At 61.6% G+C, this 23634-nt stretch carries 20 protein-coding genes and 1 tRNA gene; 8 read left to right on the forward strand and 13 right to left on the reverse strand.

Translation table 11 applies throughout. The features are described from left to right. Positions 1-50: 50 nt before the first annotated feature. Complete coding sequence (locus tag AABB87_RS04720) at positions 51-713, reverse strand: hypothetical protein (protein ID WP_341970197.1); 663 nt, start codon at positions 711-713, stop codon at positions 51-53. Positions 714-985: 272 nt separating this feature from the next. Here AABB87_RS04720 and AABB87_RS04725 point away from each other — a divergent pair, with 272 nt between their 5' ends. Continuing rightward, complete coding sequence (locus tag AABB87_RS04725) at positions 986-2671, forward strand: electron transfer flavoprotein-ubiquinone oxidoreductase (RefSeq protein ID WP_341970198.1); 1686 nt, start codon at positions 986-988, stop codon at positions 2669-2671. Between the two features lie 146 nt (positions 2672-2817). Here AABB87_RS04725 and AABB87_RS04730 read toward each other — a convergent pair whose 3' ends face one another. Then, entirely contained in the window at positions 2818-3486 is a 669-nt protein-coding gene (locus tag AABB87_RS04730) for a GNAT family N-acetyltransferase (protein ID WP_341970200.1), read from the reverse strand. A gap of 369 nt (positions 3487-3855) precedes the next feature. On the opposite strand from AABB87_RS04730, the gene AABB87_RS04735 reads away from it, so the two are divergent. Beyond that, positions 3856-6123 carry a putative bifunctional diguanylate cyclase/phosphodiesterase gene (locus AABB87_RS04735; RefSeq protein ID WP_341970202.1) on the forward strand — a complete coding sequence of 756 codons (2268 nt, stop codon included), beginning with the start codon at positions 3856-3858 and terminating at the stop codon, positions 6121-6123. 181 nt (positions 6124-6304) lie between these two features. On the opposite strand, the gene AABB87_RS04740 is transcribed toward AABB87_RS04735, so the two are convergent. The 6 genes from AABB87_RS04740 to cysS form a co-directional block, all read right to left on the reverse strand. Next, positions 6305-6396 (reverse strand) — tRNA-Ser (locus AABB87_RS04740). A gap of 94 nt (positions 6397-6490) precedes the next feature. Next, positions 6491-7759 carry an aspartate kinase gene (locus AABB87_RS04745; RefSeq protein WP_341970203.1) on the reverse strand — a complete coding sequence of 423 codons (1269 nt, stop codon included), beginning with the start codon at positions 7757-7759 and terminating at the stop codon, positions 6491-6493. Between the two features lie 204 nt (positions 7760-7963). Further along, a complete protein-coding gene (gene tilS, locus AABB87_RS04750) occupies positions 7964-9352 on the reverse strand; it encodes a tRNA lysidine(34) synthetase TilS (protein ID WP_341970204.1) in 1389 nt (462 codons plus the stop codon). After that, entirely contained in the window at positions 9321-10292 is a 972-nt protein-coding gene (locus AABB87_RS04755; RefSeq protein ID WP_058720177.1) for an acetyl-CoA carboxylase carboxyltransferase subunit alpha, read from the reverse strand. Before AABB87_RS04755 ends, tilS begins: the two co-directional genes overlap by 32 nt. An 88-nt stretch (positions 10293-10380) precedes the next feature. Next, positions 10381-11031 (reverse strand): DNA-3-methyladenine glycosylase family protein, encoded by a 651-nt coding sequence (locus AABB87_RS04760; protein WP_058720178.1) that lies wholly within the window; start codon positions 11029-11031, stop codon positions 10381-10383. Positions 11032-11033: 2 nt separating this feature from the next. After that, positions 11034-12419, reverse strand: coding sequence for a cysteine--tRNA ligase (gene cysS / locus AABB87_RS04765; protein WP_341970206.1), 1386 nt, complete (start codon positions 12417-12419; stop codon positions 11034-11036). A gap of 275 nt (positions 12420-12694) precedes the next feature. On the opposite strand from cysS, the gene AABB87_RS04770 reads away from it, so the two are divergent. The 5 genes from AABB87_RS04770 to AABB87_RS04790 all read left to right on the forward strand — a co-directional run bounded on the left by AABB87_RS04770 (position 12695) and on the right by AABB87_RS04790 (position 15990). Beyond that, a complete protein-coding gene (locus AABB87_RS04770; protein ID WP_341970207.1) occupies positions 12695-13243 on the forward strand; it encodes a tetratricopeptide repeat protein in 549 nt (182 codons plus the stop codon). Between the two features lie 78 nt (positions 13244-13321). Further along, positions 13322-13912, forward strand: coding sequence for a peptidylprolyl isomerase (locus AABB87_RS04775; protein ID WP_341970208.1), 591 nt, complete (start codon positions 13322-13324; stop codon positions 13910-13912). Next, complete coding sequence (locus AABB87_RS04780; RefSeq protein ID WP_058720181.1) at positions 13909-14424, forward strand: peptidylprolyl isomerase; 516 nt, start codon at positions 13909-13911, stop codon at positions 14422-14424. Before AABB87_RS04775 ends, AABB87_RS04780 begins: the two co-directional genes overlap by 4 nt. Then, complete coding sequence (locus AABB87_RS04785) at positions 14411-15196, forward strand: UDP-2,3-diacylglucosamine diphosphatase (RefSeq protein WP_445944832.1); 786 nt, start codon at positions 14411-14413, stop codon at positions 15194-15196. The genes AABB87_RS04780 and AABB87_RS04785 overlap by 14 nt, the downstream gene beginning before the upstream one ends. Further along, positions 15196-15990, forward strand: coding sequence for a M90 family metallopeptidase (locus tag AABB87_RS04790; RefSeq protein WP_341970209.1), 795 nt, complete (start codon positions 15196-15198; stop codon positions 15988-15990). The genes AABB87_RS04785 and AABB87_RS04790 overlap by 1 nt, the downstream gene beginning before the upstream one ends. Before the next feature lie 78 nt (positions 15991-16068). On the opposite strand, the gene clpA is transcribed toward AABB87_RS04790, so the two are convergent. Further along, the gene (gene clpA, locus AABB87_RS04795; RefSeq protein ID WP_341970210.1) at positions 16069-18390 is read right to left on the reverse strand and encodes an ATP-dependent Clp protease ATP-binding subunit ClpA; all 2322 of its coding nucleotides are present in this window, start codon (positions 18388-18390) and stop codon (positions 16069-16071) included. Beyond that, on the reverse strand, positions 18387-18755 hold the full coding sequence (clpS, locus tag AABB87_RS04800) for an ATP-dependent Clp protease adapter ClpS (RefSeq protein WP_082679968.1): 369 nt from the start codon (positions 18753-18755) through the stop codon (positions 18387-18389). The genes clpA and clpS overlap by 4 nt, the downstream gene beginning before the upstream one ends. A gap of 233 nt (positions 18756-18988) precedes the next feature. Here clpS and AABB87_RS04805 point away from each other — a divergent pair, with 233 nt between their 5' ends. Next, the gene (locus AABB87_RS04805) at positions 18989-19237 is read left to right on the forward strand and encodes a cold-shock protein (RefSeq protein WP_341970211.1); all 249 of its coding nucleotides are present in this window, start codon (positions 18989-18991) and stop codon (positions 19235-19237) included. Between the two features lie 112 nt (positions 19238-19349). Here AABB87_RS04805 and AABB87_RS04810 read toward each other — a convergent pair whose 3' ends face one another. From AABB87_RS04810 to AABB87_RS04820, 3 genes are all read right to left on the reverse strand, one after another. Continuing rightward, positions 19350-19709: an HPF/RaiA family ribosome-associated protein gene (locus tag AABB87_RS04810; protein ID WP_058720186.1), complete on the reverse strand. Its 360-nt coding sequence runs from the start codon at positions 19707-19709 to the stop codon at positions 19350-19352. 186 nt (positions 19710-19895) lie between these two features. After that, positions 19896-21149, reverse strand: a complete 1254-nt coding sequence (gene icd / locus AABB87_RS04815; RefSeq protein ID WP_058720187.1) for an NADP-dependent isocitrate dehydrogenase — start codon at positions 21147-21149, stop codon at positions 19896-19898. Between the two features lie 163 nt (positions 21150-21312). Beyond that, on the reverse strand, positions 21313-23550 hold the full coding sequence (locus AABB87_RS04820) for an NADP-dependent isocitrate dehydrogenase (protein WP_341970212.1): 2238 nt from the start codon (positions 23548-23550) through the stop codon (positions 21313-21315). Positions 23551-23634 lie beyond the last annotated feature (84 nt).

Genomic DNA, 23634 nt, shown 5'->3' on the forward strand with positions numbered 1-23634 from the left:
ACCTCGCTCACACCCCAGCAATCACCGCCAGCGCGGTGACAGCCGCCGCATCAAGGGCGCGGTTCCCGCGTGATGATGGCCAGCGGAATGAGGATGGGCGCCAGCGCGATGAAGTAAACCAGCAAGATGCCATCGCTGCCCACAGTCAAAGGTGTGGCCAGGCTGTCGGCCATGGCACTACCGCGGCTTTGGTCGACGCTGATCTCGACCGTGTAGCTCTTGTTGAGCGGCTCCAACTGGCGCCCCTCACGGAAAGCGCCTTGCAAAAAGCGTTGCCCCTTCAACTCACCGTCCAGCCGCCAGGGCCCGCCATCCGCCGAGGCGGTGAAACCAAGTTCCCGCGCCGCCTGCGCTTGCTGCTCGTCCAAGGTGCCAGGCAGGCTGAGCTGATAGCGGCCGCTGATGCCGTTCTCCGCATCAACATGAAGGCGGGAAATCTCCCCGTCCATGGACTGATGCAGCGGCGAAGCCAGGCTTGCCACCAATTGCGTCGGCGCGTCCAGCACATAGTGGTAGCTGCGGCCGATGAAGACGATGTGTTTGCCATCACGCGAGATCAGCAAGGCCTTGACTGTCTCGGTATAGGGCTTGATGGGTGCCTTCAAGCTGGAACTCTCGGCACAGCCGCCCAGCACAGCCAAACCGCTCAAGGCCAAGGGAGTGGCGCCGACAAGGCGAAGGAAATGACGGCGAGGCTGCAAGAGTTGGGTCATGGCAAGCGCATAGGTCCTGAGCAGTGAGGAGCGCGCAGGCTAGCAGCATGTGCGCTTAGCGGACCATCTCGGCTGCGATTCTAGAGTTGCGCTTCCAAATTGCGGCGCTCAATCCCGCCACCGATCAAGCGGCTCAATCTCACCCCCCAATGCCCCGCCACAACGCTGGCTTAGGTCAGACTGCCTACAAAATCGAACGACCGTGCTTTTTATGCCAGAGGCTGGCTAGAATCGCTGCCAATTCGACGCTTACTTTTTCAGGACCTTCAGCAATGACCCCACAGGACATCCTCGCCCAATACGGCCCGCGTGAATCTATGGACTATGACGTGGTCGTGGTGGGCGGCGGCCCCGGCGGCCTGGCCACCGCCATCCGGCTCAAACAACTGGCGGCTGCCAAGGGCAGCGAGCTGTCCGTCGTGGTGCTTGAAAAAGGCTCCGAGCCTGGCGCCCACATCCTCTCCGGCGCGGTGATGGATCCGCGCGCGCTGACCGAGCTGCTGCCCAACTGGCAAGAGCTGGGCGCGCCGCTGAACCAGCCCGTGACCGAAGACGAAGTGCTGTTCCTCAGCGAAACCGGCGCGCAGCAAACCCCGCAGTGGCTGATTCCGGGCTGCTTCCACAACCACGGCAATTTCGTCATCTCGCTGGGCGCCGTGACCAAGTGGCTGGGTGAGCAAGCCGAGAGCCTCGGCGTGGAAATCTTCCCTGGCTTCACCGCCGCCGAAGTGGTTTACGGTGAAGACGGCGCCGTGCGCGGCGTGGCTACCGGCAATCTGGGCGTGGGCAAGGACGGCGAGCCGACCGAGAACTTCCAGCTGGGCATGGAGCTGCTGGGCAAGTACACCATCTTCGCCGAAGGCGCGCGCGGCCATCTGGGCAAGCAGCTGATCGCCAAGTACGCGCTTGACGCTGGCAAGGATCCGCAGAGTTATGCCCTGGGCATCAAGGAGCTGTGGGAAGTGCCCGCTGGCCAAGCCCAGCCCGGCCTGGTGGTGCACACCGCCGGCTGGCCGATGAATGCCGATACCTACGGCGGCGGCTTCCTCTACCACCTGGAAGGCAATAAGGTCACGCTGGGCTATGTGGTCGGCCTCGACTACAAGAACCCCTGGCTCTCGCCTTTCGAAGAAATGCAGCGCTGGAAGACCCACCCCAGCATCCGCAAGCACATCGAAGGCGGCAAGCGCATCAGCTATGGCGCCCGTGCCATCACGGCCGGCGGCTTGCTGAGCCTGCCCAAGACCGTGTTCCCGGGTGGCGCACTCGTGGGCTGCGACGCCGGCTATCTGAACGCCTCGCGCATCAAGGGCAGCCACGCCGCGATCAAGAGCGGCATGCTGGCCGCTGAAGCCGCGTTCGAGGCGGTGACGGCTGGCCGTCAATACGACGAGCTCAGCGCCTACCCGGCCGCGTTCGAACAAAGCTGGTTGCACACCGAGCTGGATCAGGCGCGCAACTTCAAGCAATGGTTCAAGAAGGGCAACCGGGTCGGCACCTTGATGACCGGCATCGAGCAGTGGTTGCTGCCCAAGCTGGGCTTCAAGAGCCCACCGTGGACCATCCATCGCCCGCAAGCCGATCATCTCTACCTGCGCCCCGCAGCCGAGATGCCCAAGATCGACTATCCCAAGCCGGACGGCAAGCTGACCTTCGATCGCCTCTCTTCGGTCTTCGTGTCGAACACCAACCACGAAGAGAACCAACCCGCCCACTTGACCTTGAAAGACGCCTCGGTGCCGGTGGCGATCAATCTGGCCAAGTACGCCGGCCCCGAGAGCCGCTACTGCCCCGCCGGTGTGTACGAGTTCGTTAAGTCAGAGGCCGGTGAAGACCGCCTGCAAATCAATGCGCAGAACTGCGTGCATTGCAAGACTTGCGACATCAAGGATCCGACGCAGAACATCGTCTGGGTCACACCCGAAGGCGGCGGCGGGCCGAACTACGCGGGCATGTAAAGAGCCTGGGCGTGGCGCGCCGATTCAAGGCGCGCTGCGCTTCGTGGCGCCACGGCGCCACCACTAGATTCGTAGTCTGCGCGGCCACCTCCAAGCCAAGCCTTGTTCGCCAAGGCTGGCCGATGGAAGGGGCGGCATCCCAGCGCTTAACGCAGCATTCCCGCCAGCCGCGCCTTCACCTGCGGCCATTCGCTGCGGATGATGGAAAAGTAGACCGTGTCGCGCACCCGCCCGTCCGGGCAGATCACATGGCTGCGGAACACGCCCTCTTGCGTGGCGCCGATGCGCGCGATCGCGGCGCGTGACTTGGCGTTGAGGAAGTCCGTCTTCAGCTCCACCCGCAAGGCGTCCAAGACCTCGAAGGCATGGGTCAGCAGCAAGGTCTTGGCCTCGGTGTTGGCGCCGCTACGCTGATGTGAGGGGGCCACCCAGGTCCAACCGATTTCCAGGCGCCGGTCCTTGGCCGAAATGCTGCCAAAGCGGGTACTGCCGATGATGGCCTGGCTGTGCACATCCTGAATCACAAAGGGCAAGGCCGTGCCTTTGGCCTGCTCTTGCAAGGCCAGCTCCACATACTGCTGCATATCGGCCCGGTCACGCATCAAGGTCGGCACCCAGGTCCACAGCGCCGGCACCAAGCCGACTTCGGCCAAGGCATCCACATGATCCAGGCTCATCGGAAGCAAGCGCACATGGTGCCCCTCCAGCGTGCAGGTCTTCAATTGCAAGTGCCGCACATGGGTCATGGTCGGGGCCGCATCAGCGATGGCGGCTTGGGTTGGCTCGATGGCGCTCAAGTGTGCGTGGGTATACATGGCCGGAACAACATGTGGACGTTGGAGCTGCCAAGCATAAGGTGCAGCAGCTGGATGCCTTCTAAAGCATCCACATTTTTCGTGAGCACCCCGGGCAAATGCGGTGATCTAACGTCCATCGTCCACGTTAAGCTGAGCACTCGACCAGTCCCTCAGCAACTGGCTTGATTGATTGATTGATTGATTGATGACGCGCGAGCCGACTCCGCCCCCCCCAATTGGCGGCATCAGCAAAGGCAGCGGTTTCATGGAGCATGACGAGCGCATGAACAAGATCATCCGGCAACCAGTCTTTAGCCGCCGAGGCGGCGCCTGGTCAGGTCTTGCCCCCTCTGGCGCAGGACCATCAGCGCGCAGCCGCGCTGCCGTATGAAAATCCACAAGCCCAGTTGGGGCACCTACTTGGTGGTGTGCATCGTCTTGATGGTGTGCATCACCGCTTTCTTCTTGCTGCGTGAACGGGCGCAGATTTGGAGCAGCGCCACGCAGAACAGCCTTGCCGCCGCGATCGGCCGGCAAACCACCATGAGCAGCCTGCTGGCCCAATCGGTCGCCAGCATTGAGGGCATTCAGGACCATCTGCAACTGGATGAGAACGCGGGAGGCAATGAGGCCATTCGCATCACCCGCAGTGCGATGCGCTTCGACCCGCTGTCCAACTACCTGGGCTTCCGCGACCGGGTCAGCGGGCGCTACTTCGTGATGGACCGACAAGGGCATCTGCTCAACACGGCTGTGGGCCGCAATTTGGCCACGCAAATGCATTTACCCACCTCCGATCAGGTGGAGATACTCCCGCTGGTCCAGTTGCCTGGCGATGAGGCTTGGTACATGCCGCTGGTGCTGGCAATCACGGGCAACGCCGTCGAGGCGGACCTGACTTTTGCCCTGATCGCCGTCGATCGCTTGGTGAACGGGGCCACACATTTGAGAACCATGCCCGGCAGCTTCCTGGTGATCATCACCAACGATGGCCGCTACTTGCTGCGACTCAAGCGATTGGGGCAGCCTCAGGACATCAACGGCCCGCCGGTGAGCCAAGCCATCATGGCCCAGATGAAAAAGCATAGGCAAGGCAGTTTTGAGGGTGTGACTGCACTCGATGGCGTCCGCTCGATCTTCGGCTATTCGGTCTCTGAGGCACTGCCCTTTCAAATCGCCATCGGCGTCCCCGTGACCCTGCTGTATGAGCGCTGGGCCACGCAGTCGCTGGCGCCATTGATCGTGCTGCTGGTTTCGGTCAGTTTGATCGCCTGGCTGGGGTCGCGCCTGAAAGCAGCCTTCCGGCAACTGCAAGCCACCACCACACAGCAGGCTTACACCGCCAGGCACGACAAGCTGACCGGCCTGCTCAGCCGCGAGGCCTTCATCCACGACGTCAATCAACAGATGGCATCGGCCTCGGCGCTGGCTGAGCCATCTGCCGAGCCCGCCACCGTGATGCTATTGAACCTGAATCGCTTCAAGGACATCAATGACACCTTGGGCCACGAGGCAGGTGACAGCCTCTTGGTTGAAGTGGGCCACCGCTTGACCGACTCCTTGGCCGGCAGTCAGGCCTTGATCGCGCGACTGGGCGGCGACGAGTTCGCGGTTTATATGGCCGAATCAACAGCCAGCGATTGGCTATCGCAAGCCCCTCACTCGGGATACGCACAAGTGTCGAGGCGCTTGCAAGTGCATCGCAGCGAGCTGGAGTTCTCTGCCAGCATTGGCTATGCGAACTGGCCCCAAGATGCGGCCAGCACCGATGAATTGCTGCGCTGCGCCGATGTGGCGATGAACTACGCCAAGCTCAACCTCAAACCCATGAGCCCCTACCTGGCTGCCTTCGACAGCTTCTCGCCCGATATGCTGGAGTTACGGGCGGACTTCATCAAGGCCTTGCGCAGTGAGGGACTGAGCCTGGACTATCAGGCCAAAGTCAGGCTCAGCGATGGCGCTTTGATTGGCGTCGAGGCGCTGGCCCGCTGGATCCACCCGAGCAAAGGCAACATCCCGCCGCTGACCTTCATCCCGCTGGCTGAGAACTCGGAGCTGATTCACGACTTCACTCACTTCGTTCTGGAAGCCGCCCTGCTTCAGGCTAAGGCCTGGGAACGGGCTGGCCATCCGCTGCCGGTGGCTGTCAATTTGAGTGTCAACAACTTGCTCGACCATCGCTTCGTCGAGCGGCTGGATGCGCTGATCAAGCGCATCGACTTATCACCCAGCCTGCTGGAGATTGAGGTCACCGAAAGCGCCGTGATGCGTCACCCCGAGCTGACGCTCAAAACCCTGCACGCCATCCGTGACATGGGCCTGCGGCTTGCCATTGACGACTTCGGCACCGGCTATGCCTCACTGTCCTACCTAAAGCAGTTGCCCGTTCACTGCCTGAAGATCGACCGCGCCTTTATCGACAACCTGGACGGCGACGACGCCAACCGGCGCATCGTCAAGAGCTCCATTCAACTAGCCCACGAGTTCAATCTCGATGTGGTCGCCGAAGGCGTTGAAGACGCCGCTGCCGCCGCGTTGCTGCGCGACTATGGCTGCGACTATGCCCAAGGCTACTTTTTCGCGCGGCCTGTGAGCGCCGCGGCGCTGGCCGAGCGCTGGTGGCCCGCCACGACACATGCTTCGACCGAGGCCTAAATCCAGACCGCTAGCGGCAGCTGAAGCAGAGAATCAGGGCTAACGAAAATTTGGCGCAGATACACAAGCCCAGGCAATGCCAACCTGCCGCTCAAGTTGAAGCCAAAAAAGTTCGCGCCCACAACGCAAAAACCCCTGAATCGCAAGCAGAACTTGCAAATCAGGGGTTGAGCGTATTACTTGGAGGAGACGGAGGGATTCGAACCCTCGATGCGGTTTAAAGCGCATACTCCCTTAGCAGGGGAGCACCTTCGGCCACTCGGTCACGTCTCCGGCCTAGCCTTGCATTCTATACGAAGAATTTGGGGCGTTTTGGAAAAACCCAGAAGATTTCTAATATTTCTGGATTTTCAAGCTGAAGCCTTAGTTAGACCGGATCCTTTTCCAGCTCGAAAGCTTTGTGCAGGGCGCGCACGGCCAACTCCATGTACTTCTCGTCGATCACGACGCTGGTCTTGATTTCGCTGGTGGAAATCATCTGGATGTTGATGCCCTCTTCGCTCAGCGCGCGGAACATCTTCGACGCCACGCCCACATGCGAGCGCATGCCGATGCCAACGATGGACACCTTGCAGATCTTCGGGTCGCCTTGCACCTTGGCGGCTTGCGTGGCCGGGCCAACGGTACCCTCCAGCAAGGCCATGGTGCGCGCGTAGTCGTTGCGGTGCACGGTGAAGCTGAAGTCGGTCTTGCCTTCTTGCGAGACGTTTTGAATGATGACGTCGATGTCGATATTCGCCTCGGCCACCGGGCCCAGGATTTGATAGGCGATACCGGGCTTGTCCGGCACGCCCAGCAGGGTCACCTTGGCTTCGTCGCGGTTGAAGGCAATGCCGGAAACGACGGCTTGTTCCATTTTTTCGTCCTCTTCAAAACTGATCAGGGTGCCAGACTTGGCTTCTTCTTCGATGTCGATGTCCCAGGGCGTGAAGCTGGAAAGCACGCGCAGCGGCACGCGGTATTTACCGGCGAACTCCACCGAGCGGATCTGCAAGATCTTGGAGCCGAGCGAAGCCATTTCCAGCATCTCTTCGAAGCTGATGGTGTGCAGGCGGCGTGCCTCGGGCACGATGCGCGGATCGGTCGTGTAAACGCCGTCCACATCGGTATAGATCAGACATTCGGCGGCCTTCATGGCTGCGGCAATGGCCACGGCCGAAGTGTCTGAACCACCACGGCCCAGGGTGGTGATGTTCATCTCATCATCCACGCCCTGGAAGCCGGCGATCACCACCACCTTGCCGGCGGCCAGATCAGCGCGCACGCGGCTGTCTTCGATGCTCTCGATGCGCGCCTTGGTGTAGGACGAATCGGTATTGAGCGGCACTTGCCAGCCGGTGTAGCTGACGGCCTCAATGCCTTCGGCCTGCAACGCAATGGCCAGCAAGCCCACCGAGACCTGCTCGCCGGTGGAGGCGATCATGTCGAGTTCGCGATTGAGTTCAGCGCTGCCGCTGCTGGGCGCCAATTCCTTGGCCAGGCCCAGCAAACGGTTGGTTTCGCCACTCATCGCCGATGGCACAACCACCATTTGATGGCCGGCGCGGGCCCATTTGGCAACGCGCTTGGCGACATTGCGGATGCGGTCGGTCGAGCCCATCGACGTGCCGCCGTATTTATGAACAATCAGGGCCATAGTAAGTCGCTGAGAAGCGAGAGTTGAGGCGTGAAAAAAGGAAACGTTCGTTCGTCCGTTCACGGGCCTTGCGGGGGTGATCAAGGCGCCGGCACCGTTGGCGGGTGACGCCAGGGCTGCAGCCCTTGATTCTAGCTGCTGCGTTGCAGCAATATGAAAGCGCGCGATCAGCGTTCCAGCACGCCGCGGCCTCTGCAGCTGACCTTAGTCGGGGCGGATATCCGCCTCGCCGCTCGCGAAAGGTTCCCAGCAAACGCTCAATTGAGCCTCGCCCGCCGCAGCCCGGTGGCGCGCATCCAAGCCAAGTCCCGGCGCAAACACTAGCACCGGAGTACCCTCGGTCAGCAACAACGGCCCCTGGCGCCGCCACGCCGGAATGCCCGCCTCTTGGTAGGACTTCTTCAAACTGCGCGGCGGGCATCCCAGTGCCTTCTGAAACTGCTCACCGCCGGCGCGGGCGCACATCAGCAGCCTAGCCAAGCGATGCGGCGCCACGCCGCCCTGCAAGACCGGTTGGACGCGCCAAACACCGCCCCATGCCGCTTCGGGATAGTCGCCCGGCAGGCTGAGATCCACCTCATGGCGAGGCGCGGCAGAGCCAGCTAAATCGGCGCGCTCAAGTGCCGGCGCCCAGGCCAAGCGGCCCCGGTACAGCCTCAACACCCCGTCAGCACAAGGCCACTGCCCGGACTCCTGCCCGGCAGCCTCCTGCAATACGCGCCGCACCAGGCTGGCCCGGGCGGGTTGACCTGACACTGCACCCAGCCAAGCCCGCAAGGCATTGCTGGCTCGGGCCGGTGAGCGTTCGAGCAGAGCGGGAAGATTCAATCCATCTTGACTGACCAAGCCCGCCAGATCAGCCTGCGCCACTTCGTCTTGCAAAGCCAAGGCCTCCTGAGCCCAGGTACTGGCGACGGCCAAGCTAGCCTCGGCTTGCGGGAAGGCTTGCGTCAAGCCCGGCCAGACCTGCAAGCGCAAGCGGTTACGGGCATAGCGCGGATCGCCATTGCTGTCGTCGTCGACAAAGCTCAGGCCGTGCGCCTGCACATAGGCTTCAATCTGCTGGCGCGATTGAGCGAGCCAAGGTCTGGCCCAGCACAGGTCATCGCGCCATTGCTGGGCAGGCATGGCCGCCATACCCGCCACTCCGGCACCACGCAGGGCCTGCAGCAGCAGGGTTTCGGCTTGGTCGCGCTGGTGATGGGCCAGCAGCAGCAAATGAACGCCGCTGGCGCGGCAGAGTTGATCGAGCGCGGTGTAGCGCTCGCCGCGTGCCCAGGCCTCGATGCTTTGGCCGGCCTGCGCTTGCGTCGTCACACGGTGAACGCGCAGCTGCACCGGCAAGCCGGCAGCGGCCCAAGCGGCGCATTGCGCTTCGCAATGCTGCAACCAAGCGTCGGCCTGGCGGCTCAGGCCATGATGGATATGCAGGGCCAGCACCTGCAGGCCGGAGTCAGCTTGCGCATTGAGCGCGGCCGCGGCACGCGCGGTGGCGTGCAGCAAGGCGGTGGAGTCACGGCCGCCGCTATAGGCGACGGCAATCAGGCGGCCGGGCTGAACTTCAGCTGGCCTTGGTGTCGCCGAAGCGGCCATAGGCTTGCAGGCGCTCGTAGCGGCGGTCCAGCAACTCCTTGGGCTTCAGGTCGCTGACCTGGCGCAGCGCGTCGCTCAGCGCGCGCTTCAGGTTGGAGGCCATCTGCTTGTTGTCGCGATGCGCGCCACCCACCGGCTCATTGACGATTTTGTCGATCAAGCCCATGGCCTTGAGGCGGTGTGCGGTGATGCCCAGGGCGGTGGCGGCCTCCGGCGCACGCTCGGAAGACTTCCACAGAATCGAAGCACAGCCTTCCGGCGAGATCACCGAATAGGCCGAGAACTGCAACATCAAGACCTGATCGGCCACGCCGATGGCCAGGGCGCCGCCCGAACCACCTTCACCGATGACGGTGGCGATGATGGGCACTTCCAGCTGCGCCATCTCGAAGATATTGCGGCCGATGGCTTCCGACTGACCACGCTCTTCGGCACCGATGCCGGGGTAGGCACCCATGGTGTCGATCATGGTGAACACCGGCAGGCCGAACTTCTCGGCCAGCTTCATCAGACGCAGGGCCTTGCGATAGCCTTCCGGACGCGGCATGCCGAAATTGCGCAGCTGGCGCTCTTTCGAATCAGCACCACGCTGGTGACCAATGACCATGCAGGCTTGGCCGTTGAAACGGGCCAGGCCGCCAACGATGGCCGCGTCATCGGCGAAATGACGGTCACCGTGCAGTTCCTGGAACTCGGTGAAAACCTCGGCGCAATAGTCCAGAGTCTGCGGGCGCTGCGGATGGCGGGCGATTTGATAGACCTGCCAAGGCGCCACATTGGCGTAGACATCCTTGGTCAGCTGCTGGCTCTTTTTGGAGAGGCGGTCGATCTCTTCGGAGATGTCGACGGCCGACTCGCTTTGCACATAGCGCAGCTCTTCAATCTTGGTTTCGAGTTCAGCGATAGGCTGTTCGAATTCGAGGAAATGTTTTTTGCTCATCCTGCTGACTTTTCTTCAGTGTTGAGGTCGGTGAACCGGCTCCGGGCACCATTTGTGACGATGCGCCAAAGCCGAGCACGGGAGGCTGTCAAGCCGCCGGCAAGGGGTCGAGGCTGCGCCAAATGTACCATGTGGCTACCGAGCGGTAAGGTGCCCAGGCGTCGCCAACTTCGCGGGCCTCGGCGCGCGAAACCGGCTCGCCGGAGAAGTAGTTTTCACTGATGCCCTTGAGCAAACGCGGGTCATCCAGCGGCAGCACATTGGGGCGCATCAGGTGAAAAATCAAGAACATCTCGGCGGTCCAGCGGCCAATGCCGCGGATGGCCACCAACTCGTCAATGATGGCCTCGTCATCCATCTGCGTCCACTGGCGCACATGGACTTGGCCGGCTTCAAAGTGCCGAGCCAGGTCGAGCAAATAGTCGATCTTGCGCACCGGCAGGCCGGCGCCGCGCAAAGCTTCCACCGACAGGGCCAAGACGGCCGCCGGCTGAATCTTGCTGGCCGAGCCACCAATCAAGGCAACGAATTTTTCCCAGGCGCCCTGCGCCGACTTGACCGAAATCTGCTGCCCGATGATGGAGCGGGCCAAGGTGGTGAAGGCGTCGGCACGGCTTTGCAGGCGCGCCTCGCCAAACAGGGGGATCAACTTCTTCATCACTCGGTCGCGCTTGGCCAGATGGCGGCAAGCCTCGTCCCAGTACTCCGGGGTGACCCCGGCCGCATTCACTCGCACCACAGTCAGGCCCGCGTCCAGGTCGTGCCGGTGGGCGCGTCTTGCAAAACGATGCCGGCGGCCAGCAAATCCTTGCGGATTTGGTCTGCCGCAGCGAAATCACGCGCCGCTTTGGCGGCCGCGCGGGCCTCAATCTTGGCCAAGATGGCGGCTTCATCCAAACCGCCAGCGCTGGCGCCACCGGCTTGCAGATAGTCGCGCGGCGTCTGCTGCAAGAAGCCCAGCACGCCGGCCAAGGCCTTCAGCAAGGCGGCATCGGCGAGTGAGCCGCTGCGATTGACCTCGCTGGCCAACTCGAACAGCACCGCAATCGCGCCGGGCGTGTTGAAGTCGTCGTCCATGGCGGCGCGGAAAGCGGCCGCCTGGGGCTGCACCCAATCGATCTCCAGCGCAGGCACGGCCAAGCCGTCGAGTGCCGTATACAGGCGCTTGAGCGCCGTACGGGCATCGTCCAGATTGACGTCGCTGAAGTTGAAGGGGCTGCGGTAATGGGTGCGCAGCATGAAGTAGCGCAGCGTTTCCGCGTCGTAGCGCTTGAGCACATCCTGAATAGTGAAGAAATTGCCCAAGGACTTGGACATCTTCACGTGATCCACATTCAAGAGGCCGTTATGCGCCCAGATGGTGGCCGGCGGCTTGCCGTTGGCACCTTCGCTTTGCGCGATTTCGTTCTCGTGATGCGGGAACTGCAGGTCGGCGCCGCCGCCGTGCAGATCAAACTGCTCACCCAGCAAGGCGCAAGCCATGGCCGAGCACTCAATATGCCAGCCCGGGCGGCCAGCGCCGTAGCTAGACGCAAATTTGGCGTCTTCGGGCTCTTCGGGCTTGGCGGCCTTCCAGAGCACAAAGTCGAGCGGATCTTGCTTGCCGTCGTCCACCGCCACGCGCTCACCGGCGCGCAAATCATCCAGCGACTTGCCGGACAGCTTGCCGTAACCAGGGAAGGCGCGCACCGCGTAGTTCACATCGCCATTGCTGGCGCGATAGGCCAGGCCCTTGGCTTCAAGCTTGCCGATCATGGCCGTCATTTGCGGCACAAACTCGGTGGCGCGCGGCTCATGGGTGGGCAAGAGCACGCCCAAAGCACCCAGATCGGCGTGCATAGCGCCGACCATCTCATCGGTCAGCTGGCGGATCGGAATTTGGCGCTCCAGGGCCCGACGGATGATCTTGTCATCGATGTCGGTGATGTTGCGCACATAGGTGACCCGGTAGCCGGAGGCCTGCAGCCAGCGGTAGATCAGGTCGAACGCCACCATCATCCGGGCATGCCCCACATGGCACAGATCGTAGATCGTGATGCCGCACACATACATGCGTACATGGCCAGGTTCAATGGGGACGAGCGGCTGGACCGCACGGGTCAGCGTGTTGTAGATGCGAAGAGACATGGAGCTTGTTGGGCCAAGGCCAAAGCGCCGACCAAGAAGGCCAAACGCAGGGGCTTGCGGTTCACTGAGCGACTGCGGCGGCCGGCTCGAACCCGCGGTTAGCGGTGGATCTTTGTCGCGATCCGAGGTCGGGCAGGCACCGTAGAATGAACCTCAGTATACCGGCTGGGCCATCTTGGCCGGCTTGGCACTGACCCTGCCCCCAGCTCGCCACCGTCCCGCCAAGCGCCAACAGCCCCTCCGGGGCTGAGCCAAAACCCATGCCACCCAGCCTCATGCCTCTACGCATTCAAGCCCTGTTGCAAGTGCTCAGCACCGGTTCCCTCGCCGCTCTGCTGCTGATCGTGACTCCCACGCAGGCGGCCGAATCCGACGCCGCCCAGAAGCTGTGGATGGGTGGCAAGCGCGCCGAGGCGGTGGCCATGCTGGAAGAATCGCTGCGCAAAACGCCCAATGATTTGGAACTGCGCTTCGCGCTGGGCGTGATGCGCATGGAGCTGGGCGAGTTGAGCGCTGCCGCCACTCTATTCACCCAGCTCAGCCAGGACTTCCCCGATCTGGCCGATCCTTTGAACAATCTGGCCGTGATCCACGCCGCCCAAGGCCAGCTGGATCTGGCCCAGGCCGAGCTGACGCAAGCGCTGGCCTTGCAGCCTGCCCACGCGCAAGCCCTTGAAAACCTGGGCGATGTGCTGCTGCGCCAGGCCGAGCGGGCCTATCAACGCGCCCTGAAAGCGCAGGTCGCCCCTCAGGCCAGCACCCAGGCCAAGCTCAAGCTGGCCCAAGGCCTGCTGCGCCAGCTGGACGCCGCCAAAGCCCCCTGAACAGCCACACGCACTCAAGCCAAGCCGGGCTGAGTGACAATCAGCGCCCGCAAGCCACTTCTTCACCCACAAGAAACCATGCAAGCAAGCTCTACTCCATTCACGTTTGTGCGCCAAGCTCTGGCCACCGCGACCCTTGGCTTCGGCCTGGCAGTTGCCGCGCAGGCGCAAACCGTCAAACTCACGACTACCGAGGGCGTGATCCGCATCGAACTGAACGCTGAGAAGGCCCCCAAAAGCGTGGCCAACTTTGTGCAGTATGTGAAAGCCGGCCATTACGACGGCACCATCTTCCACCGCGTGATCGAGAACTTCATGATCCAAGGTGGCGGCTTCACCGACAAGATGGCGCAAAAGCCGACCAAGCCGCCGATCCCGCTGGAAGCCGGCAACGGCTTGCTCAATGTGCGCGGCAGCGTTGCCATGGCACGCACCGGTGACCCAAATTCGGCCACCGCGCAGTTTTTCATCAACACCGTTGACAACGCTTTCCTCGACGCCGCGAACGCACGCGACGGCCGCGGCTACGCCGTCTTCGGCCAAGTCATTGAAGGCATGGATGTGGTCGACAAGATTCGCGCCACACCCACCGGCAATTTGGGCGGTCAACAGAACGTCCCCCTCACCCCCATCCTCATCACCAAAGCCATTGTGGAGTCCAGAAAATGAGCGCAACGACCAACAAGCAAATCGAACTGCACACCAATCACGGCCTGATAGTGATCGAACTGGATTTTGAAAAGGCCCCGATCTCGGCTGCCAACTTCCTGGCTTATGTGAAGAGCGGCCACTACGACGGCACCGTCTTTCACCGCGTCATCAAGAAGTTCATGATCCAAGGCGGTGGCTTCGCTGTCGGCATGAAGCAAAAGCCCACCAATGGCGAGATCCAAAACGAAGCCAATAACGGCCTGACCAACGAGCACTACACGGTCGCCATGGCGCGCACCAATGCGCCGCACTCGGCCTCCAGCCAGTTCTTCATCAACACCACCAATAACGGCTTCCTGAACTTCAAGTCCGAGACCCCTTCGGGCTGGGGCTATGCCGTGTTCGGCAAGGTCGTCGCCGGCAAGGAGGTGGTCGACGCGATCGAGAAGGTTCGCACCGGCAATAACAGCGGCCACGCCGATGTGCCGGTGGAAGACGTCATCATCGAGCGAGCCGTTGAGCTTGCCTGATGCACCCACAGTTCCGGCTTTTGCCGAACTGACAGCGCCGCCCGCGTGGCGGCGCATTGATTTCCTGTCTGACCTGCACCTGTCCGCAGAAACGCCGGCCACCCTGGCCGCGCTGGAGCAACATCTGCAGGAAACGGCGGCCGACGCGGTGATGCTGCTGGGCGATATCTTCGAGGTCTGGGTCGGCGACGACGCACGACTGGAAGACGGCTTCGAGGCCCATTGCCTGCAGCTGCTGCGGGCGGCCAGCCAAAGGCTGCCCATCTACTTCATGGTGGGCAATCGCGACTTCCTGCTCGGTGAAGCGATGTTGGCCGATAGCGGCATGCAGCCTCTCGCCGACCCCACCGTCTTAACGGCCTTCGGCACACGCTATTTGCTAACCCACGGCGACGCCCTGTGCTTGTCGGACCAGGCCTATCAAGGCTTTCGCGCCCAAGTGCGTCAGCCCGCATGGCAGGCGCAGTTCCTAGCCCAGCCACTGGCCGTGCGTCGCGCCCTGGCCCGCCAGATGCGCGACGGCAGCAAGGCCCAGCAAAAGAGCGAGCACGCCAGCTACACCGATCTGGATGCCCCTGCCTGCGCCGCTTGGTTGCAGGCAGCGGACAGCAAGACCATGATCCACGGGCACACCCACCGGCCGGGCGAACACGCCCTGGGCGGCGGCCTGCGCCGCCATGTGCTGTCCGACTGGGACCTGGAAGACGAGGCACCGCGCGCCGATGTGCTGCGCCTGCGCCAAGCCGGCTTGCGGCGCATCTCGCTCGCCTGATGTGGTCACGGCTGCAAAGCGCTTGGGCGCGGCGGCGCGAGGCGCGCGCCTTGCGCCGCCACGCCATTCCCGATGAACTGTGGCAGCTGACGCTGCTGCGCTACCCTTTTTTGGCTCAGCGCAGCCCGGCCGATCTGGCCGAGTTGCGGCGGCTCAGCTCACTGTTCTTGGCCAGCAAGGAGTTTCACGGCGTCGGTGATTTCATCGTCAGCGATGAGGTTGCCCTGGCTGTGGCCGCGCAAGCCTGCCTGCCGGTGCTCAAGCTGGGCCTGAGTTGGTACGACAGCTTTGTGGGCATCGTCATGCATGCCGACGAAGTGCTGGCGCAGCGCGAGTACATGGATGAGGACGGCATCGTCCACCAATTCGAGGAAGCCCTGGCCGGCGAGGCCATGGAAGGAGGCCCCTTGATGCTGACCTGGACCGCCGTGAACCATAGCGACCCCGCCGACCTCGCCGCCAACTTGGATGCAGGCATCTTCAATGTGGTGATCCATGAGTTCGCCCATGTGATCGATATGCGCGACGGCTTTGCCGATGGCGCGCCTCCGATGGCCGAGGCCGCAGCCCGGGAGCGCTGGCTGGACGTGATGGAGGCTCAATGGCAGAGCTTTTGCCTGCGAGTGGATGCGGGCGAGGACACGCTGATCGACCCTTACGGCGCCGAAAGCGTGGAAGAGTTCTTTGCCGTTGCCGTCGAGGCCTTCTTCGTCGCCCCGCGAGAGATGCGCCAAGAAGAGCCCGCGCTGTACGCCTTGCTGAGCGGCTTCTTTCAGCAAGACCCCGCCGCCTGAGTCCGGCGCAAGGCCAGACACCGGAAAAAAGAAAAAGGCCCCGCAGGGCCTTTTGTGTTTCCAATCAAGCTGCAGCCATCAACCCGCGGTCGCAGGCTCGGCCTTTGGCTTGTTGTCACGCACCTTGCTCAGGGGCTGAATGTCCAGCAAGACCTGACCCTCGGCGTCCACATCCACACCCAGGCGACCACCGTCGACCAAGCGGCCGAACAGCAACTCATCGGCCAAAGCGCGGCGAATGGTGTCTTGGATCAGGCGCTGCATGGGGCGCGCACCCATCAAGGGGTCAAAGCCCTTCTTAGCCAGATGCTTGCGCAAACCGTCGCTGAAGGTGACTTCGACCTTCTTCTCCTGCAGCTGGCTTTCCAGTTGCAGCAGGAACTTGTCGACCACGCGCATGATGATTTCTTCATCCAGCGCCCGGAAGGACACGGTAGCGTCCAGGCGGTTGCGGAACTCGGGCGTGAACAGGCGCTTGATGTCGGCCATCTCATCGCCCTGCTGGCGCGAGTTGGTGAAGCCGATGGTGGACTTGTTCATCGTCTCGGCGCCCGCATTGGTCGTCATGATGATGATGATGTTGCGGAAGTCCGCCTTGCGGCCGTTGTTGTCGGTCAACGAGCCATGATCCATCACCTGCAGCAGCACGTTGAAGACATCCGGATGCGCCTTCTCGATCTCGTCGAGCAGCAGCACCGCATGCGGCTTCTTGGTGACCGCCTCGGTCAGCAAACCACCCTGGTCAAAGCCCACATAGCCCGGAGGCGCGCCAATCAAGCGGCTGACCGCGTGACGCTCCATGTACTCCGACATATCGAAGCGAATCAGCTCAATGCCCAAGATGTAGGCCAATTGCTTGGCCACCTCGGTTTTGCCCACGCCGGTGGGGCCGCTGAACAAGAAGGAACCAATCGGCTTGTCCGGCTTGCCCAGGCCTGAGCGCGCCATCTTGATGGCGGCGGCCAAGGCGTCGATCGCCGGCTCTTGACCAAACACCACGCTGTTGAGGTCGCGGTCCAGGCTCTTGAGCTTGCTGCGGTCATCGCTGGACACGGAAGCCGGCGGAATGCGGGCGATCTTGGCCACGATGTCTTCGACTTCGGCGCGGGTGATCGTCTTCTTCTGCTTGCTCTTGGGCAGGATGCGCTGAGCAGCACCAGCCTCATCGATCACATCGATGGCCTTATCCGGCAGATGGCGGTCATTGATGTACTTGGCCGACAACTCCGCCGCGGCCTGCAATGCACCCAGGGCGTACTTGACGCTGTGATGCTCTTCAAACCGCGACTTCAGGCCCTTCAAGATCTCAACCGTCTGCTCCACCGAAGGCTCGGCCACATCTACCTTCTGAAAGCGGCGGCTCAGCGCTGCGTCTTTTTCGAAGATGCCGCGGTACTCGTTGAAGGTGGTGGCGCCAATGCACTTCATCGCCCCGGAGCTCAGCGCCGGCTTGAGCAAATTGCTGGCGTCCAGCGTGCCGCCAGAGGCCGCACCGGCACCGATCAGAGTGTGGATTTCGTCGATGAACAAAATCGCGTTGGGCTGATCCTTCAACTGCTTGAGCACGGCCTTGAGGCGCTGCTCAAAGTCGCCGCGATACTTGGTACCCGCCAACAGCGAGCCCATATCTAGCGAATAGACCACGGCTTCGCTCAGCACATCAGGCACATCGCCTTCGGTGATGCGCCAAGCCAGGCCCTCGGCGATGGCGGTCTTACCAACACCAGCCTCGCCCACCAGAAGCGGGTTGTTTTTGCGGCGGCGGCACAGCACTTGCACCACGCGCTCGACCTCCAACTCGCGGCCAATCAGGGGATCGATCTTGCCGTCTTTGGCGAGTTGATTGAGGTTCTGAGTGAACTGCTCCAGCGGCGAGCCCTTGCCCTGCCCTTCGGCATCTTCACGCTCAGATTCCTGGCCATTGCCGGCGCCCTCCTGGCCCTTGGTGGGCTCAGGTGGATCGCTCTTCTTGATGCCGTGGGCGATGAAATTGACCACATCCAGGCGCGTCACGCCCTGCTGGTGCAGGTAGTACACAGCGTGGGAATCCTTCTCGCCGAAGATCGCCACCAGCACATTGGCGCCGGTGACTTCCTTCTTACCGCTGCCGGTGCTTTGCACATGCATGATGGCACGCTGAATCACACGCTGGAAACCCAGTGTGGGCTGCGTATCCACCTCTTCTACACCGCCCACGGTGGGCGTGTTTTCCTTGATGAACTGCGCCAGACTCTTGCGCAAATCATCCAGATTGGCGGAACAGGCGCGCAGCACTTCGGCCGCGGAGGGGTTGTCCAACAGGGCCATCAGCAAGTGCTCGACGGTGATGAACTCGTGGCGCTGCTGGCGCGCTTCGACAAACGCCATGTGCAGGCTGACTTCAAGCTCTTGCGCAATCATGCGGCCTCCATAATGCACTGCAAAGGATGGCCAGCGCGCCTTGCGGCGGCCAGCACCAACTCCACCTTGGTAGCCGCAACGTCTTTGGTGAAGACACCGCAAACCCCGCGCCCATCATGGTGGATTTTCAGCATGATCTGGGTAGCAGTATCCAGGTCATGACGGAAATATTCCTGCAAAACCATCACGACGAATTCCATCGGCGTGAAATCGTCATTCAAGAGCAGGACTTGGTAGAGCCGTGGTGGCTCGGTTTTCTGCGGAACACGCTCGACCGTGGTCGTACCGTCACCATCCTCGCGGCCTGGTAGATGGCCCGGCGTCTGGCCCGGTGGCACTGGTGGTTGACTGGGGAAATCTGGCATGTCCTGATTCTATCGACAGCGGGAAAGCCCCGCCGACACCCAAGCCATCTTGTGTCTAAGCCGTCAATTGCAAGCCTCGAATTGAGGGCTTCGAAGGCAGTATTCCCGCGCAAAACTGCACACCCTTGGGATTGACCCCGGGGAGCCCCTAAATTGACAGACGAAGCCATGACTACAAAAATCGATAGTGATGCATCAGACATCAATGATTTTTGGGATGGAGGAGTTTGTAAATGGCACTAGGAACTGTGAAATGGTTCAACGACGCCAAGGGTTTTGGCTTTATTGAACCCGAGGCCGGTGGCGAAGATGTTTTCGCACACTTTTCAGCAATTCAAATGGAAGGGTTCAGAACCTTGCAGCAAGGCAGTGCAGTCAGCTATGAGCTGGTCCAAGGCCCCAAGGGCCAATTGGCGCAGAACATCATGCAACTCAACAAGGTGGCCCCGCAAAACCAGCCTGAGCTCGTCCAAGCCGCCTGAAGCTTGAAGCAAGCGCGTCAGGCAACGCGAAGAGGAAAAAATTAGGGCCCGCTACAGCGGGCCCTTTTTTATGCTCGGCTTGATGCGCGATTTAACGCGCAGTCACAACAGCTCAGGCCTCACCGCCGCTGTCGGCGCCGCGAATGGTTTCGCGGCCATGGGCATCACGCAGCTTGCCCAGGGTCGAATCCACCGCACGCAAGAGCTTCTCGGCTGCGCCATGCAGGGAGTCGGCCACATTGGCGGCGTCATGGCTTACCAGCACGGGCTGGCGACCAGCCAGGCGGGCTTCCAACTTGCAGCGCTTGTCGTGATCACCGACGCGGGTGGCGCTGGCGTCGCTGAGGTGCACTTCGATACGGGTGATCTGATCCCGGAAGCGAGCCAGCTTGGCCTTCAACTCGGTCTCGATCCAGGCCGACAGGGATTCATTGCCTTCGATGTTCTCGTCGGTGTTGATTTGAAATTGCATGCCATTCCTCCTGTGTACTGCAAAGGTGCCGAACCAGTATAGGACGCTCTCTTCAGCCCCTGGGCGCACTGGGCACACGTGTTTGACCAGCATCAAGACTGGTGCTCAAACGGAAAAAAGCCCCGAGGCCAGAGCGGCGTCGGGGCTTGAAATTCACCGCCAAGCCAGGGGCTTGGCAGAGTCAGATCACATATTGTCGATCATCACTTGCCCGAAGCCAGAGCAAGACACTTGCGTGGCGCCGTCCATCAGGCGCGCGAAGTCATAAGTGACCTTCTTGCTAACGATGGACTTTTCCAGCGAGCTGATGATGATGTCCGCCGCTTCCAGCCAGCCCATGTGGCGCAACATCATCTCGGCCGAGAGAATCTCACTGCCGGGGTTGACGTAGTCCTTGCCAGCGTACTTGGGTGCCGTGCCATGGGTGGCTTCAAAGCAAGCCACCGAGTCCGACAGATTGGCGCCTGGGGCAATACCGATGCCGCCGACCTGTGCAGCTAGGGCGTCGGAGATGTAGTCGCCATTCAGGTTCAGCGTGGCCACCACCGAGTACTCGGCGGGACGCAGCAGGATCTGCTGCAAGAAGGCGTCAGCGATCGAATCCTTGATGGTGATGCTCTTGCCGGTCTTGGGGCTCACCAGCTTGCACCAGGGGCCGCCGTCGATCAACTCGGCGCCGAACTCCTTCTGCGCCAAAGCGTAGGCCCAGTCACGGAAGCCGCCTTCCGTGTACTTCATGATGTTGCCCTTGTGCACGATGGTGACGCTGGGCTTTTCATTGTCGATCGCGTACTGAATCGCCTTGCGCACCAGGCGCTCGGTGCCTTCGCGCGACACCGGCTTGATGCCAATGCCCGAGGTATTGGGGAAGCGGATCTTGGTCGCCCCCATCTCCTCTTGCAAGAACTTGATCAGCTTCTTGGCTTTCTCGCTCTCGGCCTCGTATTCAATGCCGGCGTAGATGTCTTCCGAGTTCTCACGGAAGATCACCATATCGGTCTTGTGGGGCTCTTTCACCGGCGAAGGCACGCCCGCGAAGTAACGCACCGGCCGCAAGCACACATACAGGTCCAGCTCCTGGCGTAAGGCCACATTCAAGGAACGAATGCCACCACCCACCGGCGTGGTGAGCGGGCCCTTGATGGACACCACATACTCCTTCAGGACGTCCAGGGTCTCAGCCGGCAGCCACACATCCGGGCCATAAACCTGGGTCGCCTTCTCACCGGCGTAGATCTCCATCCAGTGGATCTTCTTCTTGCCACCATAGGCCTTGGCCACGGCGGCATCGACCACTTTGATCATCACGGGCGTGATGTCCAGGCCCGTGCCGTCACCCTCGATATAGGGAATGATGGGCTCGTCCGGCACATTGAGTGACATGTCGGCATTGACGGTGATCTTGGCACCCTGATCAGGGATCTTGATGTGCTGGTACATGTAGGCAGGTCTCCAGATGGAACTCGGGGGCAATCAGGTGAAAAATTCTAAGGGCGGAAAATGACGGCGCCTGAATGTAAAAAAGCCAGTGCGGGCACCGGCTTTATATGTCGCGCCGCTAGACCCGAAAACCTAGCGGCGCCTGTGCGCAAGCGCTGGCCGCTCAGCCGGCCAGGGAAGCCAGAGCGGCGTTGAAGGTGGCGCTCGGGCGCATCACTTCGGCCAGCTTGGCCATATCGGGCTTGTAGTAGCCACCAACATCAACCGGCTTGCCCTGCACCGCCGCCAACTCGGCCACGATGGTGCTTTCCTGCTCGGCCAGCACTTTGGCCAGCGGAGCAAACTTGGCCGCCAACTCAGCGTCCTCGGTCTGCGCCGCCAAGGCCTGCGCCCAGAACAGCGACAGATAGAACTGGCTGCCGCGGTTGTCGAGCTGACCAGTCTTGGGGCTGGGGTTCTTGTTCTTGTCCAACAAGGTGCCGGTCGCCGCATCCAAGGTCTTGGCCAACAAGTTGGCGCGTGCATTACCGGTCTTGAGGCCCATGTCCTCCAGGCTCACGGCCAGCGCCAGGAATTCGCCCAGGGAGTCCCAACGCAGATGGTTTTCTTCCACCAGCTGCTGCACGTGCTTGGGCGCCGAGCCGCCAGCGCCGGTTTCATACATGCCACCACCAGCCATCAAAGGCACGATGGACAGCATCTTGGCCGAGGTACCCAGTTCCATGATGGGGAACAGGTCGGTCAGGTAGTCGCGCAGGATGTTGCCGGTGGCGCTGATGGTGTCCAGGCCGCGAACCACACGCTCCAAGGTGTAACGCATGGCGCGCACCTGGCTCATGATCTGGATGTCCAGACCGGCCGTGTTGTGCTCGTGCAGGTACATCTTGACCTTGGTGATCAGCTGCGCCTCATGCGGACGGTACTGGTCCAGCCAGAACACCACCGGCATACCCGAGTTGCGCGCGCGGTTGACGGCCAGCTTGACCCAGTCACGGATGGCGGCGTCCTTGCACTGGCACATGCGCCAGATGTCGCCCTGCTCCACGTCTTGGCTCATCAACACTTCGCCGGTGTCCAGGTCGGTGATGTTGGCCACACCGTCTTCGGGGATCTCGAAGGTCTTGTCGTGCGAGCCGTACTCTTCGGCTTGTTGGGCCATCAGACCCACATTGGGCACTGTGCCCATGGTCTTGGGGTCGAAAGCACCGTGCCACTTGCAGAAGTTGATCATCTCCTGATAGATGCGGGCGAAGGTCGACTCCGGCATCACGGCCTTAACGTCCTTCAGGCGACCGTCGGCCCCCCACATCTTGCCGCCGTTGCGAATCATGGCTGGCATGGAGGCGTCAACGATGATGTCGTTGGGCGAGTGGAAGTTGGTGATGCCCTTGGCCGAATCCACCATGGCCAACTCGGGGCGATGCTCGTGGCAGGCGTGCAGATCGCGCTTGATCTCTTCTTGCTTGCTCTGCGGCAAGGTGGCGATCTTGTTGTAAAGATCGACCATGCCGTTGTTGACGTTGATGCCCAGCTCTTCGAACAGCTTGCTGTGCTTCTCGAAAGCCTCGGCGTAGAAGATCTTGACGCAATGGCCGAAGACGATGGGGTGCGACACCTTCATCATCGTCGCCTTGACGTGCAGCGAGAACATCACGCCAGTCTTGTGCGCGTCTTCGATCTCACGGGTGTAGAAGTCCAGCAGCGCCTTCTTGCTCATGAACATGCTGTCGACCACTTCGCGGTCCAGCAGCGCCACCTTGGGTTTGAGCACGATGGCCTTGCCACTCTTGGTGATCAGCTCCATCTTGACGTTACGAGCGCGGTCCAGCGTCATGGACTTTTCACCGTGATAGAAGTCACCGCTGTGCATGTGCGAGACATGCGAGCGCGAGGCTTGGCTCCAGTCGGCCATGCTGTGCGGGTTCTTGCGTGCGTATTCCTTGACGGCCTTGGGCGCGCGGCGGTCCGAGTTACCTTCACGCAGCACCGGGTTCACCGCGCTGCCGATGCACTTGCCGTAGCGCGCGCGGATGTCTTTTTCTTCGTCGGTCTTGGGGCTTTCCGGATAGTCGGGAATTGGGTAGCCCTTGCCTTGCAACTCCTTGATCGCCGACTTCAGCTGCGACACCGAGGCGCTGATATTGGGCAGCTTGATGATGTTGGCTTCAGCCTTCAGGGTCAGCTTGCCCAGTGCAGCCAACTGATCGGGCTCGCGCTGGTCTTCGCTCAACAGTTCCGGGAATTGCGCCAGGATGCGGCCAGCGACCGAGATGTCGCTGGTTTCAATATGAACGCCCGCGGGCGCAGTGAACGCACGGACGATGGGCAAGAACGACGCCGTCGCCAGCAGTGGCGCTTCGTCGGTCAAGGTGTAGATGATGGTCGATTTCGAAGCGGTCATTTGGTATCCAGATCGGCCCATGTGCAGGCCCAAGGGGGTAGATCGATTAGAGCGTGAATTCTAAGTCAGTCACGCCGCGCTGCG

The organism is Roseateles sp. PN1 (assembly GCF_038419725.1).
Classification (GTDB): domain Bacteria; phylum Pseudomonadota; class Gammaproteobacteria; order Burkholderiales; family Burkholderiaceae_C; genus Paucibacter_A.

Excerpts from the sequence above, each read along its gene's own strand:
- AABB87_RS04720 (WP_341970197.1), bottom strand. The coding sequence starts at position 713 with ATGACCCAACTCTTGCAGCCTCGCCGTCATTTCCTTCGCCTTGTCGGC.
- AABB87_RS04725 (WP_341970198.1), top strand. The coding sequence starts at position 986 with ATGACCCCACAGGACATCCTCGCCCAATACGGCCCGCGTGAATCTATG.
- AABB87_RS04730 (WP_341970200.1), bottom strand. The coding sequence starts at position 3,486 with ATGTATACCCACGCACACTTGAGCGCCATCGAGCCAACCCAAGCCGCC.
- AABB87_RS04735 (WP_341970202.1), top strand. The coding sequence starts at position 3,856 with ATGAAAATCCACAAGCCCAGTTGGGGCACCTACTTGGTGGTGTGCATC.
- AABB87_RS04745 (WP_341970203.1), bottom strand. The coding sequence starts at position 7,759 with ATGGCCCTGATTGTTCATAAATACGGCGGCACGTCGATGGGCTCGACC.
- tilS (WP_341970204.1), bottom strand. The coding sequence starts at position 9,352 with ATGGCCGCTTCGGCGACACCAAGGCCAGCTGAAGTTCAGCCCGGCCGC.
- AABB87_RS04755 (WP_058720177.1), bottom strand. The coding sequence starts at position 10,292 with ATGAGCAAAAAACATTTCCTCGAATTCGAACAGCCTATCGCTGAACTC.
- cysS (WP_341970206.1), bottom strand. The coding sequence starts at position 12,419 with ATGTCTCTTCGCATCTACAACACGCTGACCCGTGCGGTCCAGCCGCTC.
- AABB87_RS04770 (WP_341970207.1), top strand. The coding sequence starts at position 12,695 with ATGCCTCTACGCATTCAAGCCCTGTTGCAAGTGCTCAGCACCGGTTCC.
- AABB87_RS04775 (WP_341970208.1), top strand. The coding sequence starts at position 13,322 with ATGCAAGCAAGCTCTACTCCATTCACGTTTGTGCGCCAAGCTCTGGCC.
- AABB87_RS04780 (WP_058720181.1), top strand. The coding sequence starts at position 13,909 with ATGAGCGCAACGACCAACAAGCAAATCGAACTGCACACCAATCACGGC.
- AABB87_RS04790 (WP_341970209.1), top strand. The coding sequence starts at position 15,196 with ATGTGGTCACGGCTGCAAAGCGCTTGGGCGCGGCGGCGCGAGGCGCGC.
- clpA (WP_341970210.1), bottom strand. The coding sequence starts at position 18,390 with ATGATTGCGCAAGAGCTTGAAGTCAGCCTGCACATGGCGTTTGTCGAA.
- clpS (WP_082679968.1), bottom strand. The coding sequence starts at position 18,755 with ATGCCAGATTTCCCCAGTCAACCACCAGTGCCACCGGGCCAGACGCCG.
- AABB87_RS04805 (WP_341970211.1), top strand. The coding sequence starts at position 18,989 with ATGGCACTAGGAACTGTGAAATGGTTCAACGACGCCAAGGGTTTTGGC.
- AABB87_RS04810 (WP_058720186.1), bottom strand. The coding sequence starts at position 19,709 with ATGCAATTTCAAATCAACACCGACGAGAACATCGAAGGCAATGAATCC.
- icd (WP_058720187.1), bottom strand. The coding sequence starts at position 21,149 with ATGTACCAGCACATCAAGATCCCTGATCAGGGTGCCAAGATCACCGTC.
- AABB87_RS04820 (WP_341970212.1), bottom strand. The coding sequence starts at position 23,550 with ATGACCGCTTCGAAATCGACCATCATCTACACCTTGACCGACGAAGCG.